This window comes from Azospirillum formosense (assembly GCF_040500525.1).
Classification (GTDB): domain Bacteria; phylum Pseudomonadota; class Alphaproteobacteria; order Azospirillales; family Azospirillaceae; genus Azospirillum; species Azospirillum formosense_A.
On the sequence record NZ_CP159402.1, the window covers coordinates 936022 to 952902 of the forward strand.

The 16881-nt window shown below is 67.6% G+C and carries 16 protein-coding genes; 15 read left to right on the plus strand and 1 reads right to left on the minus strand.

What is annotated here, in order from left to right:
- Position 1: 1 nt before the first annotated feature.
- The 15 genes from nuoL (at position 2) to ABVN73_RS04520 (ending at position 15931) form a co-directional block, all read left to right on the plus strand.
- Positions 2 to 2089, plus strand: a complete 2088-nt coding sequence (gene nuoL, locus ABVN73_RS04450) for an NADH-quinone oxidoreductase subunit L (protein ID WP_353859097.1) — start codon at positions 2 to 4, stop codon at positions 2087 to 2089.
- Between the two features lie 24 nt (positions 2090 to 2113).
- Entirely contained in the window at positions 2114 to 3640 is a 1527-nt protein-coding gene (locus tag ABVN73_RS04455) for an NADH-quinone oxidoreductase subunit M (protein WP_353859098.1), read from the plus strand.
- Between the two features lie 10 nt (positions 3641 to 3650).
- Entirely contained in the window at positions 3651 to 5099 is a 1449-nt protein-coding gene (gene nuoN, locus ABVN73_RS04460; protein ID WP_094306017.1) for an NADH-quinone oxidoreductase subunit NuoN, read from the plus strand.
- Positions 5096 to 5890: a biotin--[acetyl-CoA-carboxylase] ligase gene (locus ABVN73_RS04465; protein WP_353859099.1), complete on the plus strand. Its 795-nt coding sequence runs from the start codon at positions 5096 to 5098 to the stop codon at positions 5888 to 5890. The genes nuoN and ABVN73_RS04465 overlap by 4 nt, the downstream gene beginning before the upstream one ends.
- Positions 5891 to 5893: 3 nt before the next feature.
- Positions 5894 to 6667: a type III pantothenate kinase gene (locus ABVN73_RS04470; protein WP_353859100.1), complete on the plus strand. Its 774-nt coding sequence runs from the start codon at positions 5894 to 5896 to the stop codon at positions 6665 to 6667.
- Positions 6664 to 8382: a ribonuclease J gene (locus ABVN73_RS04475; protein WP_353859101.1), complete on the plus strand. Its 1719-nt coding sequence runs from the start codon at positions 6664 to 6666 to the stop codon at positions 8380 to 8382. The genes ABVN73_RS04470 and ABVN73_RS04475 overlap by 4 nt, the downstream gene beginning before the upstream one ends.
- 33 nt (positions 8383 to 8415) lie before the next feature.
- Positions 8416 to 8820: a methylmalonyl-CoA epimerase gene (mce, locus tag ABVN73_RS04480; RefSeq protein ID WP_353859102.1), complete on the plus strand. Its 405-nt coding sequence runs from the start codon at positions 8416 to 8418 to the stop codon at positions 8818 to 8820.
- Positions 8821 to 8848: 28 nt separating this feature from the next.
- Positions 8849 to 9097, plus strand: a complete 249-nt coding sequence (locus ABVN73_RS04485) for a DUF1467 family protein (RefSeq protein WP_014240138.1) — start codon at positions 8849 to 8851, stop codon at positions 9095 to 9097.
- 25 nt (positions 9098 to 9122) lie between these two features.
- The gene (locus ABVN73_RS04490; protein WP_353859103.1) at positions 9123 to 9722 is read left to right on the plus strand and encodes a DNA-3-methyladenine glycosylase I; all 600 of its coding nucleotides are present in this window, start codon (positions 9123 to 9125) and stop codon (positions 9720 to 9722) included.
- A 414-nt stretch (positions 9723 to 10136) separates the two neighbouring features.
- The gene (locus ABVN73_RS04495; RefSeq protein WP_353859104.1) at positions 10137 to 11021 is read left to right on the plus strand and encodes a hypothetical protein; all 885 of its coding nucleotides are present in this window, start codon (positions 10137 to 10139) and stop codon (positions 11019 to 11021) included.
- Positions 11022 to 11029: 8 nt separating this feature from the next.
- Positions 11030 to 11428, plus strand: a complete 399-nt coding sequence (locus ABVN73_RS04500) for a hypothetical protein (protein WP_353859105.1) — start codon at positions 11030 to 11032, stop codon at positions 11426 to 11428.
- Between the two features lie 124 nt (positions 11429 to 11552).
- Positions 11553 to 12866: a proline--tRNA ligase gene (proS, locus tag ABVN73_RS04505; protein ID WP_353859106.1), complete on the plus strand. Its 1314-nt coding sequence runs from the start codon at positions 11553 to 11555 to the stop codon at positions 12864 to 12866.
- Between the two features lie 151 nt (positions 12867 to 13017).
- Positions 13018 to 14265 (plus strand): lipoprotein-releasing ABC transporter permease subunit, encoded by a 1248-nt coding sequence (locus ABVN73_RS04510; protein ID WP_353859107.1) that lies wholly within the window; start codon positions 13018 to 13020, stop codon positions 14263 to 14265.
- Positions 14258 to 14947 (plus strand): ABC transporter ATP-binding protein, encoded by a 690-nt coding sequence (locus tag ABVN73_RS04515; RefSeq protein ID WP_170295923.1) that lies wholly within the window; start codon positions 14258 to 14260, stop codon positions 14945 to 14947. The genes ABVN73_RS04510 and ABVN73_RS04515 overlap by 8 nt, the downstream gene beginning before the upstream one ends.
- A 126-nt stretch (positions 14948 to 15073) precedes the next feature.
- Positions 15074 to 15931: a dienelactone hydrolase family protein gene (locus ABVN73_RS04520; protein ID WP_353859108.1), complete on the plus strand. Its 858-nt coding sequence runs from the start codon at positions 15074 to 15076 to the stop codon at positions 15929 to 15931.
- Positions 15932 to 15946: 15 nt separating this feature from the next.
- Here the strand turns inward: ABVN73_RS04520 and ABVN73_RS04525 are convergent, their stop codons facing one another.
- On the minus strand, positions 15947 to 16834 hold the full coding sequence (locus ABVN73_RS04525; RefSeq protein ID WP_353859109.1) for an EamA family transporter: 888 nt from the start codon (positions 16832 to 16834) through the stop codon (positions 15947 to 15949).
- Positions 16835 to 16881: the final 47 nt, after the last annotated feature.

Here is a 16881-nt window from a genome sequence, read left to right on the forward strand (position 1 = left end):
CATGGAAGTCCTTGTCGTATTCCTCCCGCTCCTGGCGTTCCTCGTCGCGGGTTCCATCGCCCTGTTCGGCGGTCCGAAGGCGGAGCCGGCGCACGCCGGCGGCCACGATCACCATGGGCATGACCACGGTCACGGCCACGATGCCCATGCGCATGATGCGCACGCTCACGACGAGCATCATGACGACGGGCACGACGACCACCACGTCGTCGCCGGGCCGCCCACCGTGGGCGACCGCGCCGCGCAGTTCGTCACCACCGGTGCCGTCCTGCTCTCCGCGATCCTGTCCTGGGTGCTGTTCTTCGACGTCGCCGTCGGCGGCCATCCCCGCACGATCGAGCTGATGAGCTGGATGCGCAGCGGCGGCCTGGACGTGTCCTGGGCGCTGCGCGTCGACCAGCTGACCGCGGTCATGCTGGTGGTGGTCAACACCGTGTCGTCGATGGTCCACCTCTACTCCATCGGCTACATGGCCGAGGACCCGCAGAAGCCGCGCTTCATGGGCTATCTGTCGCTGTTCACCTTCGCCATGCTGATGCTGGTGACGGCCGACAACCTCGTGCAGCTCTTCTTCGGCTGGGAAGGCGTGGGTCTCGCCTCCTATCTGCTCATCAATTTCTGGTACGAGAAGCCCTCGGCCAACAACGCGGCAATCAAGGCCTTCCTGGTCAACCGCGTCGGTGACTTCGGCTTCGTGCTCGGCATCTTCGCGATCTTCGTGCTGACGGGCTCCGTCCAGTTCGACGCGATCTTCGCCAAGGCGCCGGAGCTGGCCGGCCAGACGCTGCATTTCCTCAGCTGGAACTTCGACGCGCTGACCGTCACCTGCCTCCTGCTCTTCATCGGCGCCATGGGCAAGTCGGCGCAGCTCGGCCTGCACACCTGGCTGCCGGACGCCATGGAGGGCCCGACCCCGGTGTCGGCGCTCATCCACGCGGCCACCATGGTGACCGCCGGCGTCTTCATGGTCTGCCGCCTGTCCCCGGTCTTCGAGTACGCCCCGACGGCGCTGGAGATCGTGGCCGTGATCGGCGCCCTGACGGCCTTCGTCGCGGCGACCATCGGGTTCACCCAGTTCGACATCAAGCGCGTCATCGCCTATTCGACCATGAGCCAGCTCGGCTACATGTTCTTCGCCGCGGGCGTCTCCGCCTACGGTGCCGCGATGTTCCACCTGTTCACGCACGCCTTCTTCAAGGCCCTGCTGTTCCTCGGTGCCGGCTCGGTGATCCACGCCCTGCACCACGAGCAGGACATGCGCAAGATGGGCGGCGTCTGGCGCAAGATCCCCTTCACCTACGCGGTGATGTGGATCGGCAACCTCGCCCTGGCCGGTCTGCCCTTCTTCGCCGGCTACTACTCCAAGGACATGATCCTGGAGGCGGCCTTCGCCTCGGCCAGCCCGGTCGGCAAGTTCGCCTTCGCGCTCGGCATCGCCGCGGCCCTGCTGACCGCCTTCTACTCCTGGCGTCTGCTGTTCATGACCTTCCACGGCAAGCCGCGGATGGAGAAGTCGGTCTTCGACCATGCCCATGAATCGCCGATCGTCATGCTGATCCCGCTGGCCGTCCTGGCCGTGGGCGCCCTGTTCGCCGGCTTCGGCTTCCACGAGCTGTTCATCGGCCACAGCATGGAGCATTTCTGGGGCAAGACCATCCTGGTGCTGGCGGACAACAACAGCATCGAGGCGGCCCACCACCACACCCCGGGCTGGGTCAAGCTGGCCCCGCTGGTCGTCGGCCTGATCGGCATCGCGCTCGCCTACATCATGTACATGGCGATCCCGGGCCTGCCGGAGAAGGTCGCCACCACGTTCCGTGGCGTGCACCAGTTCCTGTACAACAAGTGGTACTTCGACGAGCTGTACGACCGTCTGTTCGTGCGCACGGCCAAGTATCTGGGCTACGGCCTGTGGAAATCCGGCGACGGCGCCGTGATCGACGGTGTCGGTCCGGACGGTATCGCCGCCGCCACCCGCGACGTCGCGGCGCGCGCCAGCCGCCTCCAGTCGGGCTACGTCTATCACTACGCCTTCGCGATGGTGATCGGCGTGGTGCTGCTGGTCGCCTGGCTCTCGGTGTTCGGTTGAGCGGTTTGAAGGGGAACAAGAACAATGGCTAGCTGGCCGCTCCTGTCGTTCACGACCTTCCTGCCGCTGGCCGGTGTGGCGCTGATCCTGCTGTTCTGCAGGGGCAACACGCCGGATGTGGTTCGGAACGTCCGTTACGTCGCGCTCTGGACGACGGTCATCACCTTCGTCCTGTCGCTGTTCATCTGGTTCAACTTCGACCCGCGCAACCCGGGCTACCAGCTCGTGGAGAAGGCGGCGTGGATTCCGGAGTTCGGGATCTCCTACCACATGGGTGTGGACGGCATTTCGATGCTGTTCGTCATCCTCTCCACCTTCCTGATGCCGCTCTGCATCCTCTCCTCCTGGGAGGCGGTGCAGACCCGGGTGAAGGAGTACATGATCGCCTTCCTCGTGCTGGAAACCCTCATGGTGGGGATGTTCTGCGCGCTGGATTTCGTCCTCTTCTACATGTTCTTCGAGGGCGTCCTGATCCCGATGTTCCTGATCATCGGTGTCTGGGGCGGTGCGCGGCGCGTCTATGCGGCGTTCAAGTTCTTCCTCTACACGCTGCTCGGCTCGGTCCTGATGCTGCTGGCCATCCTGGCCATGTACTTCGCGGCCGGCACGACGGACATCCCGACGATCACGGCGACCCACTTCCCGCGCAACATGCAGCTCTGGCTGTGGCTGGCCTTCTTCGCGTCCTTCGCGGTGAAGGTGCCGATGTGGCCGGTGCACACCTGGCTCCCCGACGCCCACGTCGAGGCGCCGACCGCCGGGTCGGTCATCCTGGCCGGCGTTCTGCTGAAGATGGGCGGCTACGGCTTCCTGCGCTTCAACATCCCGATGCTGCCGGAGGCGACCGAGTATTTCGCCCCGATGGTCTACGCCCTGTCGATCGTCGCGGTGATCTACACCTCCCTCGTCGCCCTGGCGCAGGAGGACATGAAGAAGCTGATCGCCTACTCCTCCGTCGCCCACATGGGCTTCGTCACCATCGGCATGTTCGCGCTGAACCAGCAGGGCATCGAGGGCTCGATCTTCACGATGCTGTCGCACGGCATCGTCTCGGGCGCGCTCTTCCTCTGCGTCGGCGTGGTCTATGACCGGCTGCACACCCGCGAGATCGCCCGCTACGGCGGTCTGGTGAAGAACATGCCGAAATACGCGGTTGTGTTCCTGTTCATGACCATGGCCTCGGTCGGCCTGCCCGGCACCTCCGGTTTCGTCGGCGAGTTCCTGGTCCTGCTCGGCGCCTTCCGCGACAACACCTGGGTCGCCTTCCTGGCCGCCACCGGCCTGATCCTGGGCCCGGCCTACGCGCTGTGGCTGTTCCGCCGCGTCGTGTACGGCAAGCTGGTCAAGGCGGACGTCCGCGCGATGTTCGACCTGAACACCCGCGAGGTTGCCATCTTCCTGCCGCTGATCGCCGTGGTGCTGTGGATGGGCGTCTACCCGAACAGCTTCCTGAACGTCACCTCGGCGTCGGTCGGGCAGCTGATCCAGACCTACCAGACCAAGCTGGCCGCCGCTCAGGGCGGGGCCGACGTCTCCGTCGCCGCGCGCTAGAGGTTCCGACATGACCGCTGTGTTTCCCGACATCTGGCCGGCCCTGCCGGAAATCTTCCTCGCCTGCGCCGGCATGGCCCTGCTGCTGATCGGCGTGTTCCGCGGCGACGGCTTCACGCGCCCTATCGGCTACATGACGATGGTGGCGCTGCTGCTGGCCGCCATATTGACCATGGGCTACGGCACCGGCCGGGTCGTCACCTTCAACGGCCTGTTCGTCATGGACGCCTTCGGCGTCTTCATGAAGGTGCTGATCCTCGTCGCCGCCTCGCTGTCGGTCCTCCTCGCGCTCGGCTTCAACGAGCGCGAGAAGATGGCCCGGTTCGAGTTCCCGGTGCTGATGCTCTTCGCCACGCTCGGCATGCTGATGATGGTGTCGGCCAACGACCTCATCTCGCTCTATGTCGGGTTGGAGACGCAGAGCCTCGCGCTCTACGTCATCGCCGCCTTCCGCCGCGACAGCGCCAAGTCGTCGGAAGCGGGCCTGAAGTACTTCGTGCTCGGCTCGCTCTCCTCGGGCATGCTGCTGTACGGCGCGTCGATGGTCTACGGCTTCGCCGGCACGACCTCCTTCGACAAGATCGCGGCCCTCTTCGCCGGCGGGGCGCATCCGTCGGTGGGCGTCATCATCGGCCTGGTCTTCGTGGCCGCCGGCCTGGCCTTCAAGATCTCCGCCGTTCCGTTCCACATGTGGACGCCGGACGTCTACGAGGGCGCGCCGACCCCGGTCACGGCCTTCTTCGCCGCCGCCCCGAAGGTCGCCGCCATCGCGCTGTTCACCCGCCTGCTGATCGAGCCGTTCGGTCATCTGGCCCACCAGTGGCAGCAGATCATCATCGTCAGCTCGATCCTCTCGATGTCGCTCGGCGCCTTCGCGGCGATCACCCAGAGCAACATCAAGCGGCTGATGGCCTACAGCTCCATCGGCCACGTCGGCTATGCCCTGGTCGGCCTCGCCTCCGGCACCCAGGAAGGCGTGCGCGGCGTGCTGATCTACATGGCGGTCTACATCGTCATGAACATCGGCACTTTCGCGGTCATCCTGTGCATGAAGCAGCAGGGCCGCATGGTCGAGGAGATCAAGGACCTCGCCGGCCTGTCGCGCACCAACCCGCTGCTGGCGGGCGCGATGGCGGTGTTCATGTTCTCCATGGCGGGCATCCCGCCGATGGCCGGCTTCTTCAGCAAGCTGTACGTCTTCCTCGCCGCCATCGAGGCGCAGCTCTATACGCTGGCGGTGATCGGCGTGCTGACCAGCGTCGTGGGCGCCTACTACTACCTGCGCATCATCAAGATCATGTACTTCGATGAGCCGGTGGAGGCGTTCGACAAGATCGGCGACGACGGCATGACCGGCATCCTGATCGCCACCGGCCTGTTCACGCTGCTGTTCTTCGTGGTTCCGGCCCCGATCCTGAACTACGCGGCGGCGGCGGCGGCCTCGCTGTTCGCCGGATGACGGCAGGCAACGAAGCGGAGGCGGCGCGCTTGCGCCTGCCTCCGGGCTTCCGGCTGATGGCCTTCGACTCCGTCGGCAGCACGAACGACGAGGCGAAGGCCTTCGCGCGTTCGGGGGCTGCCGAAGGCACCATCGTCTGGGCGAAGCGGCAGGAGTCGGGGCGCGGCCGCCGTGGCCGGGCCTGGACCTCGCCGGAAGGCAATCTCTACAGCTCGACCATTCTGCGCCCCTCGCGCCCGCCGGCCGAGGCGGCGCAGATTTCGTTCGTGGCGGCGCTCGCCATCGCCGACACCGCCGCCGCCGTCCTTCCCGATCCCGACGGCGTGCGCTGCAAATGGCCGAACGACGTGCTGGTGCAGGGCCGCAAGCTGTCCGGCATCCTTCTCGAGTCGGAGGCCGCGGCCGGGGGAGGAATCTCCTGGCTGGTGCTCGGCGTCGGCATCAACCTGCGGCATTTTCCCGAAGGCACGGACTACGCGGCCACCTCGCTGGCCGCGGAAGGCGCGCCGGCGCTCCAGCCGGCGGCGCTTCTGGAAATCTACGCGGAGCAGTTGGCGCGCTGGTATGGCATCTGGGCCGAGCATGGTTTCGGCCCGGTGCGCGACGCCTGGCTGAAGCGGGCGCGGGGCCTTGGCGAGCCCATCGTCGTCCGTCTGCCCGACCGCACGCTGACCGGCACCTTTGCCGATCTGGACAGCGACGGCGTTCTGTTGCTTGATCGGGATGACGGGGCGGGGCGCCAGCGCATCGCCGCCGGAGACGTGTTTTTCCCACCCGCGGCGGAGACCTGAGAGATGCTGCTCGCCATCGACGCCGGAAACACCAACGTGGTGTTCGCGATCTATGAGGGCGACGAACAGCGCGGCCTGTGGCGCACCGCGACCGACAAGAAGCGCACGGCCGACGAGTACATGGTGTGGCTCACCCACCTGATGGCGCTGAAGGGCATGGGGCCGGCTGACATCGACAGCACCATCATCGCCAGCGTCGTGCCGGGCGCCACCTTCAACCTCAAGCGCCTGTGCAAGGACCATTTCGGCTGTGAACCGCTGGTGGTCGGCCAGCCGGGGGTCGATCTCGGCACCCGCGCGCTGGTCGACCGGCCCGAGGAGGTCGGGGCCGACCGTCTGGTCAACACGGTCGCGGCGGCGGCCACCTACCAGACGCCGCTGATCGTCATCGACTTCGGCACGGCGACGACCTTCGACGTGGTCGACCGGGACGGCAACTACCGCGGCGGCGTCATCGCGCCGGGCCTGAACCTGTCGCTGGAGGCGCTCCAGATGGCGGCGAGCAAGCTGCCCCGCGTCGAGATCCAGCAGCCGGGCCACGTCATCGGCACCAACACCGTGGAATGCATGCAGTCCGGTGTCTTCTGGGGCTATGTCGGCCTGATCGAAGGGCTGGTCAACCGCATCCGGGCGGAGTACGGCGAGCCGATGACCGTCGTCGCGACCGGAGGGCTGGGTGTGCTTTTCGCCAAGGCAACCCATGTAATCGAACACACCGACGGCGAACTCACGCTGCGCGGCCTCCTCCTGATCCACAAGCGCAACACGGCCCAATGACCCATCCCGACTCCGCTCCCTCCGTCCACCCGGTCGAGGGAGACGGCGACCTGTTCGCTCCCGAGGACGACGCGCTCTATTTCCTGCCGCTGGGCGGTTCGGGCGAGATCGGCATGAACCTCAACCTCTACGGCCATCGCGGCAAGTGGTTGATGGTGGATCTCGGCATCTCCTTCGCGGACGACACGATGCCGGGGCTGGACGTCATCATGCCGGACCCTGCCTTCATCGCGGAGCGCCGGCACGATCTCGTGGGCATCGTGGTGACGCACGCGCACGAGGATCATCTGGGGGCCATTCAGTATCTGTGGCCGCAGCTCCGCGTGCCCGTCTACTGCACGCCCTTCACCGCCGCCGTCCTGCGCGCCAAGCTGCACGAGCGCGGACTCGCCGGGGTGGTGCCGGTGCATGAGGTGGCGCTGGGCAGCACCATCGAGGTCGGTCCCTTTTCCGTCGAGTATGTGACGGTCACCCATTCCATTCCCGAGCCCAACGCCCTGGCGATCCGCACCGCCGCGGGCACGGTGCTGCACACCGGCGACTGGAAGCTCGACCCCGAGCCGCTGGTGGGAAAATCGGTCGACGAGGAGCGGCTGCGCGCCATCGGCGACGAGGGCGTTCTGGCGATGGTCGGCGACAGCACCAACGCGCTGGTGCCCGGCAGCTCCGGGTCGGAGGCGGGCGTGCGCAAGACGCTGACCGACCTGATCGGACAGTTTCCGGACGTGCGCGTCGCGGTGAGCTGCTTCGCCACCAACGTCGCGCGGCTGGAGAGCATCGCCTATGCCGCGGCGGCGCACGGGCGCCACGTCGCTCTGGTCGGACGGTCGATGTGGCGGATCAACGAGGCCGCGCGCTCCAACGGCTACCTCGCTGGCGTGCCGGCCTTCCTGACCGAGCATGACGCCAACTACGTGCCGCGCGACAAGCTGGTGCTGGTCTGCACCGGCAGCCAGGGAGAGCCGCGCTCCGCGCTGGCCCGCATCGCGTCGGACGACCATCCCCAGGTGTCTTTGCAGCGCGGCGACGTGGTGATCTTCTCCTCGCGCGAGATTCCGGGCAACGAGCGGGCCATCGGCCGCATGCAGAACCTGCTGGTCGGGCAGGGCATCCGCATCGTCACCGCCGACGAGGCACCGGTCCATGTGTCGGGCCACCCGGCGCAGGACGAACTGGTCCGGATGTACCAATGGGTGCGCCCGCGCATCGCCATGCCGGTCCACGGCGAGCAGCGCCACCAGTTGGAGCACGCCAAGCTGGCCCGCGCCTGCCAGGTGCCGGAGACGCTGGTGCCCGGCAACGGCGACCTGATCCGGCTGGCGCCCGACGCGCCGCCGCGCGTGGTCGCCCAGGTGCGGACCGGCCGCATGGCGCTGGACGGCAAGCGGCTGATCCCGCTGGACACCGGGCTGATGCGGGCGCGCCACCGGATGGTCCACAACGGCGCCGCCGTGGTCACTCTGGTGATGAACGGCAAGGGCGAGCTGGTGACCGCGCCGCAGATCGCGGTGATGGGCCTGCTCGACGACTCGGCGGACCGCGACATGCTGCTCGACGTGGTCGACGCGGTGCGCGAGGCCGTCGCCGAGATGCCGAAATCGGCCCGCTCCGACGACGAGCAGGTGCGCGCCGCCGCCCGGATCGCTGTCCGCCGCTGCTTCAACGCGACGCACGGCAAGAAGCCGGTGACGGACGTCCATCTCGTCCGTGTATAAGCGTTTTCGATTTTGCGCTTTTCGGGAGGACCCATGATCGGGAAGCTGAACCACGTCGCCATCGTCGTGCCGGATCTGACGGCGGCGACGGCGCTCTACCGCGACACGCTGGGCGCCGCGGTGTCCCAGCCGGTGGACCTGCCGCCGCACGGGGTCACCGTCGTCTTCGTCGAACTGCCCAACACGAAGATCGAGCTGCTCCATCCCTTCGGCGAAAAATCGCCGATCGCCGGGTTCCTGGAGAAGAACCCGTCGGGCGGCATCCACCACATCTGCTACGAGGTGGACGACATCCTGGCCGCCCGCGACCGGCTGAAGGCGCAGGGCGCCCGCGTGCTTGGCGACGGCGAGCCGAAGATCGGCGCCCACGACAAGCCGGTGCTGTTCCTGCACCCCAAAGACTTCTGCGGCACCCTGGTGGAATTGGAGCAGGCCTGAGGCGAGGCTCAAGGACCGGAGGCATGCGATGGGCTGGGTGACGGGGATCAGCGTCTATGTGGTCGTCTGGTGGGTGGTGCTGTTCGCGGTGCTGCCCTGGGGCGTGCGCACGCCGGCCCAGCCCGAGCCGGGCATGGCGAGCAGCGCTCCGGAACGCCCGCGCATCCTCCTGAAATTCGCCGCCACGACGCTGGTCGCGGCGGTGGTGTGGCTGGTCATCTTCGGCATCGTGCAGTCGGACCTGATTTCCTTCCGCGAGATGGCCAAGCCTCACTGATCCCCCTCCCGGAAGGAGCCTCCGCGTGAGCCTGACCTACTGCGACGCGGCGCCCGGCCACGCGCATCACGGCCCCTACCACGACACCGAGTACGGGTTCCCCAGCGCCGACGACCGGGTGCTGTTCGAGCGGCTGGTGCTGGAGATCAACCAGGCGGGTCTGTCCTGGCTGACCATCCTGAAGAAGCGCGAGGCCTTCCGCGCCGCCTTCGACGGCTTCGACATCGACCGTGTCGCCGCCTACGACGAGGCGGAGCGGGAGCGGCTGCTCGCCGATCCGGGGATCATCCGCAACCGGCTGAAGATCGACGCCGCCATCGAGAACGCGCGGCGGGTCGTGGCCCTGCGCGACACACACGGGTCGTTCGACGGCTGGCTGCGCGTCCATCACCCTCTCAGCAAAACGGATTGGGTTCGTCTGTTCAAGCGCAGCTTCCGCTTCACCGGCGGCGAGATCACCGGCGAGTTCCTGATGAGCCTCGGCTATCTGCCGGGCGCGCATCACGACCGCTGCCCGGTCTGGAACCGTCTCGTCGCGCTCGATCCGCCTTGGATGGTCGCCGTCCGGCAAGGGTTCGCAGGTTACGGCGCCCATAAAACCGGCATAACCCAGCCTATGACGTAATCAACCGCCTATGTCTTGGGCGAAGCTTGCGAATTCTTCACTGACGACTTGGTTTGGTCCAAATTCCGACTTGTCATCGGGTGGAGTCGGGTCCAATGTACTTGAAGTGACGAGAGGGGTTCTTCCCTCTTTTCCGACGCCTGGTGGCGATTCCTCCCTAAACCTCGGGCCGCGCCGCGATCGCCGCGCGGTCCTTTTTTCGTTCCGCTTCACTCACGATGCCCGCGCCGGCGGTCGTCCGTAGACAGACGGGACGTTGTGCTTCGGTACAGAATGAATTAACCCTTTACGGGTATAGCTCATCCAACTGTGCGGGAGGCGGGCGAGCGTCCGTTCCGGCTTTGGATTCAAGTGCGGCGGCGTTCGCAGCCGGAATTTGCGGCCGTCAGCGGGGAGAACGATGCCGAGGCGCCGATGACCGCGGGGGATAACGAGAAGTTCGAACAGTTCGCGGCCATTCTGACCACCGAGCTGCTCGACCGCACCCGCAAAAGTCTTGAACTGCTGACCCCCGAAGAGCAGCCGGCGGCCAAGCTCCCCTTTGCCCTGACCCCGTCCTTCCAGGAAATCTACGCCGAGCTGGTGCGCGTCGGCATCTTCCCGGTGCTGCTGAGCCGCCGCCCGGTGCGGGCCATCGTCGGCGACGTCGATTGGCCGCGCGACGGGCGCGACTATCTGCTGACCGTTCTCGACGACCGCTCCAACGCCGTCTTCACCGCCTGGGATTACGCCTGGGACGCGCTGTGGGACGAGCGGAAGGTGGGGGCCGACAGCGGCTCCTCGGCGCCGGCCAAGAAGAAGGGATTCTTCGCCTCGCTGTTCGGGCGCAAGACGGACAAGCCGGAACGGAAGACCAGCGAGCAGAGCGCCGACGGCGACGTCATGGCCGGCCTCTACACCATGTTGAACGAGCAGGCCGAGCGCCGCGGCTACCTGCCGCTGTTCCACGACGACATCAAGGTGCTGAAGGGGCTGGTCCGCGTGAAGCCGGCGCGCATCTTCCAGGCCTGGAAGGAAATCAACCAGTACCATCACCAGGAGTTCTACCTGTCGGGCCAGGACCAGGCGAAGCCGGGGGTGACCTCCGACTGCCTTCAGAAATGGCACTACAACCTGCCGGACCGGATCGGCGAGTTCCTGGTGCTGAAGGCGGCCGTCGACATGGAGTTCGTGAACAAGCCGTTTCTCGGCAAATACATCCGGCAGTCGGCCCGCACCCAGGAGGAGGCCGAGAAGGGCATGCCCTATCTCGCCGCCTACTGGAAGTCCATGAAGCAATCCGCCGCCGCCCAAGGCTGAGGTCCGCCATGATCCGCCGTTCCGTTCCCCTTCTCGTCGCGTTTCTGGCGTTTTCCAACGGGGTGGCGGCGCAGCCGATCGACCTGTCCGCCTGCCGGTTCCTGACCGCCCACCGGCCGGCGGCCGGGGTGGAATACACGCCGGGCGTGGACGTGAACGGCAAGGCGGTCGCCCCCGCCGACCTGCCGGGATCGGCCGGCGCCGCTCCGCCGCTGGAGCGGTTCGACATCCCGGTGACGGTGGACTTCGCCCGCCGCATGGGGTTCCCGGTGCCGCAGGGTGGTGCGGCGCCGGGCGTCGAGGTCGGCTATCTGACCTGGTACGCCAACCGGCTCTACTTCAACGGCCAGCCCATCGGCGCGCCGAGCGAGGCCGAGGTCTACGCCTATTGCCGCACCGCCCAATAGGCCGATCCGTCCTCCGCCGCACGCCGTGACGATGGACAAGCGCGCGGTGGCTTCCTAAAGTCGCTCTCCCTGTTGCGGACCGGCGCACCGCCGGACGAATCCCCTCGAAACCGAGAGCAGAGCCATGCGGCTGTCCACCTTCTTCCTGCCGACCCTCAAGGAGACCCCGACCGAGGCGCAGATCGTCTCGCACCGCCTGATGCTGCGGGCCGGGATGATCCGCCAGACCAGCGCCGGCATCTACGCCTGGCTGCCGCTGGGCCATCGGGTCCTGAAGAAGATCGAGCAGATCGTCCGCGAGGAGCAGGACGCCGCCGGCGCCCAGGAACTGCTGATGCCGACCATCCAGTCGGCGGAATTGTGGAAGGAAAGCGGCCGCTACGACGATTACGGCAAGGAGATGCTGCGCATCACCGACCGCCACGACCGCGAGATGCTGTTCGGTCCGACGAACGAGGAGATGATCACCGACATCTTCCGCGCCTTCGTGAAGAGCTACCGCCAGCTTCCGCTGAACCTCTACCACATCCAGTGGAAGTTCCGGGACGAGATCCGCCCCCGCTTCGGCGTGATGCGCGGGCGCGAGTTCCTGATGAAGGACGCCTACAGCTTCGATATCGACGCGGCCAGCGCCCGGCGCTCCTACCAGAAGATGTTCCTCGCCTATCTGCGCACCTTCGCCCGCATGGGGCTGAAGGCGATCCCGATGCGCGCCGACACCGGCCCCATCGGCGGCGACCTCAGCCACGAGTTCATCATCCTGGCCGAGACCGGCGAGAGCGGCGTCTTCTGCCACAAGGACTGGCTGACCCTGGACGTGCTGCAGAACGCCCCGGGCTTCGACGAGGACCTGCAGCCCTTCTTCGACACCTACACCTCGATCTACGCGGCGACCGACGAGAAGCACGAGCCCGGCAACTGCCCGGTTCCGGAGTCGGACCTGGTGTCGGCCCGCGGCATCGAGGTCGGCCACATCTTCAACTTCGGCACCAAGTATTCGAAGCCGATGAACGCCGTCGTCGCCGGTCCGGGCGGCGAGCCGGTCCCGGTCGAGATGGGGTCCTACGGCATCGGCGTGTCGCGTCTGATGGGCGCCATCATCGAGGCCAGCCATGACGACAACGGCATCATTTGGCCGGACGCCGTGGCGCCCTTCAACGTCGGCCTCGTCAACCTCAAGGTCGGCGACGCCGAGACCGACCGCGTCTGCCAGGAGTTGTACTACAAGCTCCGCGCCAACGGGATGGACGTGCTGTACGACGACCGCGACGAGCGTCCGGGCGTGAAGTTCGCCGACATGGACCTGATCGGCCTGCCGTGGCAGCTTGTCGTCGGCCCGCGCGGCCTGAAGAACGGCGTGGTCGAGCTGAAGCGCCGCGCCACCGGCGAGAAGCAGGAGCTGTCGGTGGACAGCGCCCTGGAAAAGCTCTCGGCGTAACACCGTGGGGCGGGGGAGCGGGCGCCTTGGAAGGTCGCCCTTTTCCTGCCACGGTTAAGCACTTATGTTGCGGGGCGGCGGACTGGTTGCGGTCCGCCGCCTTTGCTTTTGCCGGCCCTTCGTCGCCGGCCTTTCGCTCATCGGGAGCCGCATGATCTTCTCCGCCTTCGAACGCATGGTCGCGATGCGCTATCTGCGGGCGCGCCGCCAGGAAGGGTTCATTTCGGTCATCGCGGGATTCTCGCTGCTGGGCATCGCGCTCGGCGTGGCGACGCTGATCATCGTGATGTCGGTGATGAACGGCTTCCGGGCGGAGCTTCTGGGCCGCGTGCTCGGCCTGAACGGCCACCTCAACGTCTACAGCGTCCGCGGCGGCCCGCTGCCCGACTACGACCCGCTGGTGCAGCGGCTCCAGGGCGTGCCCGGCGTGGTCGGCGTGACGCCGACCGTGGAGGGGCAGGCGCTGGTGTCGGTGCGCGGGGTCGCCTCCGGCGCGGTGGTGCGCGGCGTGCGGCCGGAGGATTTCCGGGTGCGCCCGACGCTGTCCCGCAACATCGTGCGCGGCACCGCGGAGGCGTTCGGCGAGGACAACATCGCCATCGGCATCCGCATGGCGCAGCGGCTGGGGCTGGCGGTCGGCGACCAGCTCACCCTGATCGCGCCGCAGGGGAACGTCACCGCCTTCGGCACCGTGCCGCGGATGCGCAGCTTCACCATCGGCGCGGTGTTCGACGTCGGCATGTTCGAATACGACAACAGCTTCATCTTCCTGCCCCTGCCGGAGGCCCAGGCCTTCTTCCGCACGGGCGAGGCGGTGACCTCGCTGGAGGTCTTCGTCAGCGACCCGACCCAGATCCGCGCGGCGCGCGACGCCATCCAGTCGGCGGTGGCCGGGGTGGGGCGGGTGGTCGACTGGCAGCAGTCCAACGCCAGCTTCTTCACGGCGCTCCAGGTCGAGCGCAACGTGATGTTCCTGATCCTGTCGCTGATCATCACGGTGGCCGCCTTCAACATCATCTCCAGCCTGATCATGCTGGTGAAGGACAAGGGGCGGGACATCGCCATCCTGCGCACCATGGGCGCCACCCGCGGCATGATCATGCGCATCTTCTTCCTGTCCGGCGCCTCGGTGGGGGTGGCGGGGACGCTGGTGGGCGTGGCGCTTGGCGTGTCCTTCGCGCTGAACATCGAGACGATCCGCCAGGGCATCCAGGCGCTGACCGGAACCAACCTGTTCAACGCCGAGATTTATTTCCTCTCGCAACTGCCGGCGAAGATCGACTGGTCGGAAGTGGTCCAGGTCACCCTGATGGCGCTGGGCCTGTCCTTCGCCGCCACCGTCTACCCGTCCTGGCGGGCGGCCCGTCTCGATCCGGTGGAGGCCCTGCGCTATGAGTGAGCCGATGCTGGAACTGTCGGGGATCGTCCGCACCTTCGAGCAGGCGGGGACGGAGCTGCAGGTGCTGCGCGGGGCGGAGCTGACCGTCCATGCCGGCGAGCTGGTCGCCCTGGTCGGCCCCTCGGGCGCCGGCAAATCGACCCTGCTGCACATCGCCGGCCTGCTGGAGCGGCCGACCGCCGGAACCGTGCGGATCGCCGGGACCGACGTGTCGGCCCTGGACGACGGCAAGCGGACGGAGGTGCGCCGCCGCTCCGTCGGCTTCGTCTACCAGTTCCATCACCTGCTGCCGGAATTCTCCGCGCTGGAGAACATCGTGCTGCCGCAGATGATCAACGGCGTGGCGAAGCGCACCGCCCGCGAGCGCGCCCTGGAACTGCTGCGCATGGTCGGGCTGGAGCCGCGCGCCGGCCACCGCCCGGCCCGCCTGTCCGGCGGCGAGCAGCAGCGGGTCGCCATCGCCCGCGCCCTGGCCAACGGGCCGGGGCTGCTGATCGCCGACGAGCCGACGGGCAACCTCGACCCGCACACCGCGGAGGGCGTCTTCGCCATGCTGACCACCATCGTGCGGCAGGCCCGGGTCGGCGCCCTGATCGCCACCCACAACCTGGAGCTCGCGAACCGCATGGACCGGGTGTTCGAGATGAGCGACGGGCTTCTCGTGGAGCACGCCAGGGTTTGATCGCCCTCGCGGCGCGGCCGGGCAACCGGCCGAACCGCGTAAGAGTGGCATCGCCGTTCGGCGGATTGGTGATCGGCGCGTCCTGGGGCAGACTTCGCGCAACCCAACAAGGAGGGACCGGAGTCCATGGATCAGAAGATCATCGATCTGTACGACGAGTACACCCACCGGCCGCTGCCGCGCCGCGTCTTCCTGGAGCGGCTGGCGGTGCTGGCGGGCAGCGCGGCGGCCATACCGGCGATCCTCTCCCAGATCGAGCCGAACTACGCCCTGGCCGCCGAGGTCCCGGAGGACGACAGCCGAATCGCCACGGACCGCGTCACCTTCCAGGGCGCGACCGGCGATGTCCAGGCCTACCGGGCCCGCCCGAAGCTGGCCGAGCAGGCGCCGTCCGTGGTGGTGATCCACGAGAACCGCGGGCTGAACCCGTACATCGAGGACGTGACGCGGCGGCTGGCGGTGGCCGGGTTCGTCGCCATGGCCCCGGATCTGCTGTCCCCCCTCGGCGGCACGCCGCAGGACCCCGACCGTGCCCGGGAGATGATCGGACAGCTCGACGCCGACAAGGCGGTGAACAACCTGATCGCGTCGATGAGCGACCTGATGGCCTACCGCTACTCCAACGCCAAGGTGGGAGCCATCGGCTTCTGCTGGGGCGGCGGCATGACCAACCGGCTGGCCATCAAGGCGCCGGACCTCAAGGCGGGTGTCGTTTTCTACGGTCCGTCTCCCGACCCGGCGCTGGTCACCACCATCAAGGCGCCGCTCCTGCTCCATTACGCCGGGCTGGACAACAATGTGAACGCCAAGGTCCCAGCCTATGAGGAGGCGCTGAAGAAGGCTGGCAAGTCGTACGAGCTTTTCATGTACGACAACGTGAACCACGCCTTCCACAACGACACGTCGGCGGAGCGCTACAACAAGGAGGCGGCGGACCTCGCCTGGGGCCGGTCCGTGGAGTTCCTGAAGAAGAACCTGACCTGAGCGGTCAGGCGCGAGTCAGGGCCGGTGGGTGGCCGGCCGTGCGGAGGGCAGCTTCAGCACGGCCACCGCCAGCCCGGCCAGGACGAGAAGCGCACCGGCCAGCTTCAGCGGTGTGAAGCTCTCCCCCAGGACCAGCGCACTGGAACTCATGCCGAAGACCGGCACCAGCAGCGAGAAGGGCGCCACCAGGCTCGCCGGGTAATGGCGCAGCAGGAAGCCCCAGGCGGCGAAGCCGAACAGCGTCGCCCCGAAGGCGATGTAGGCCACCGCCCCGACGCCAAGCGGCGTCAGATGGGTCAGGGCCTGCCACGCCCGGTCCGGCCCTTCCAGCCCCAGCGACAGCAGAAGCAGCGGGATCGGCGGCACCACGCTGACCCACAGCATCATGCGGAACAGGTCCGGCGCCTTGGCCTGCTTGATCAGCAGGTTCGCCACGCCCCAGGCCGCGGCGGCCGCCATGACCAGGGCGAGCCCGAGCAGCGAATCGCCCGCCGGCATCTCCAGCGCGATCACGCCGATCCCGGCGAAGGCGACCGCCATGCCCAGCACCTGCTTCGGTCCGGGCCGTTCGCCGAGCACCGCCGCGGCGAACAGGGCGGTGAAGAAGGCCTGGGACTGCAGCACCAGCGACGACAGCCCCGCCGGCATGCCGATGTCCATCCCGACGAACAGCAGCGAGAACTTCACCACCCCCAGCACCATTCCGATGCCCAGGATGAAGCGCCAGGGCACGGGCGGACCGCCGCGCACCCCCAGCACGGCGAGCGGCAGCGCCGCCAGCGCGAAGCGCAGGGCGCAAAACAGGATCGGCGGGAAATCCGCGAGGCCGACCTTGATGGCGACGAAGTTGAAGCCCCAGATCGCCGCGACGGCGACGGCAAGGCCGATGTGGGCGGTGCGCATGGGGCCGAGGCTAGAGACGCGCGCCCCGGCGGTCAACGCGCCGCCCA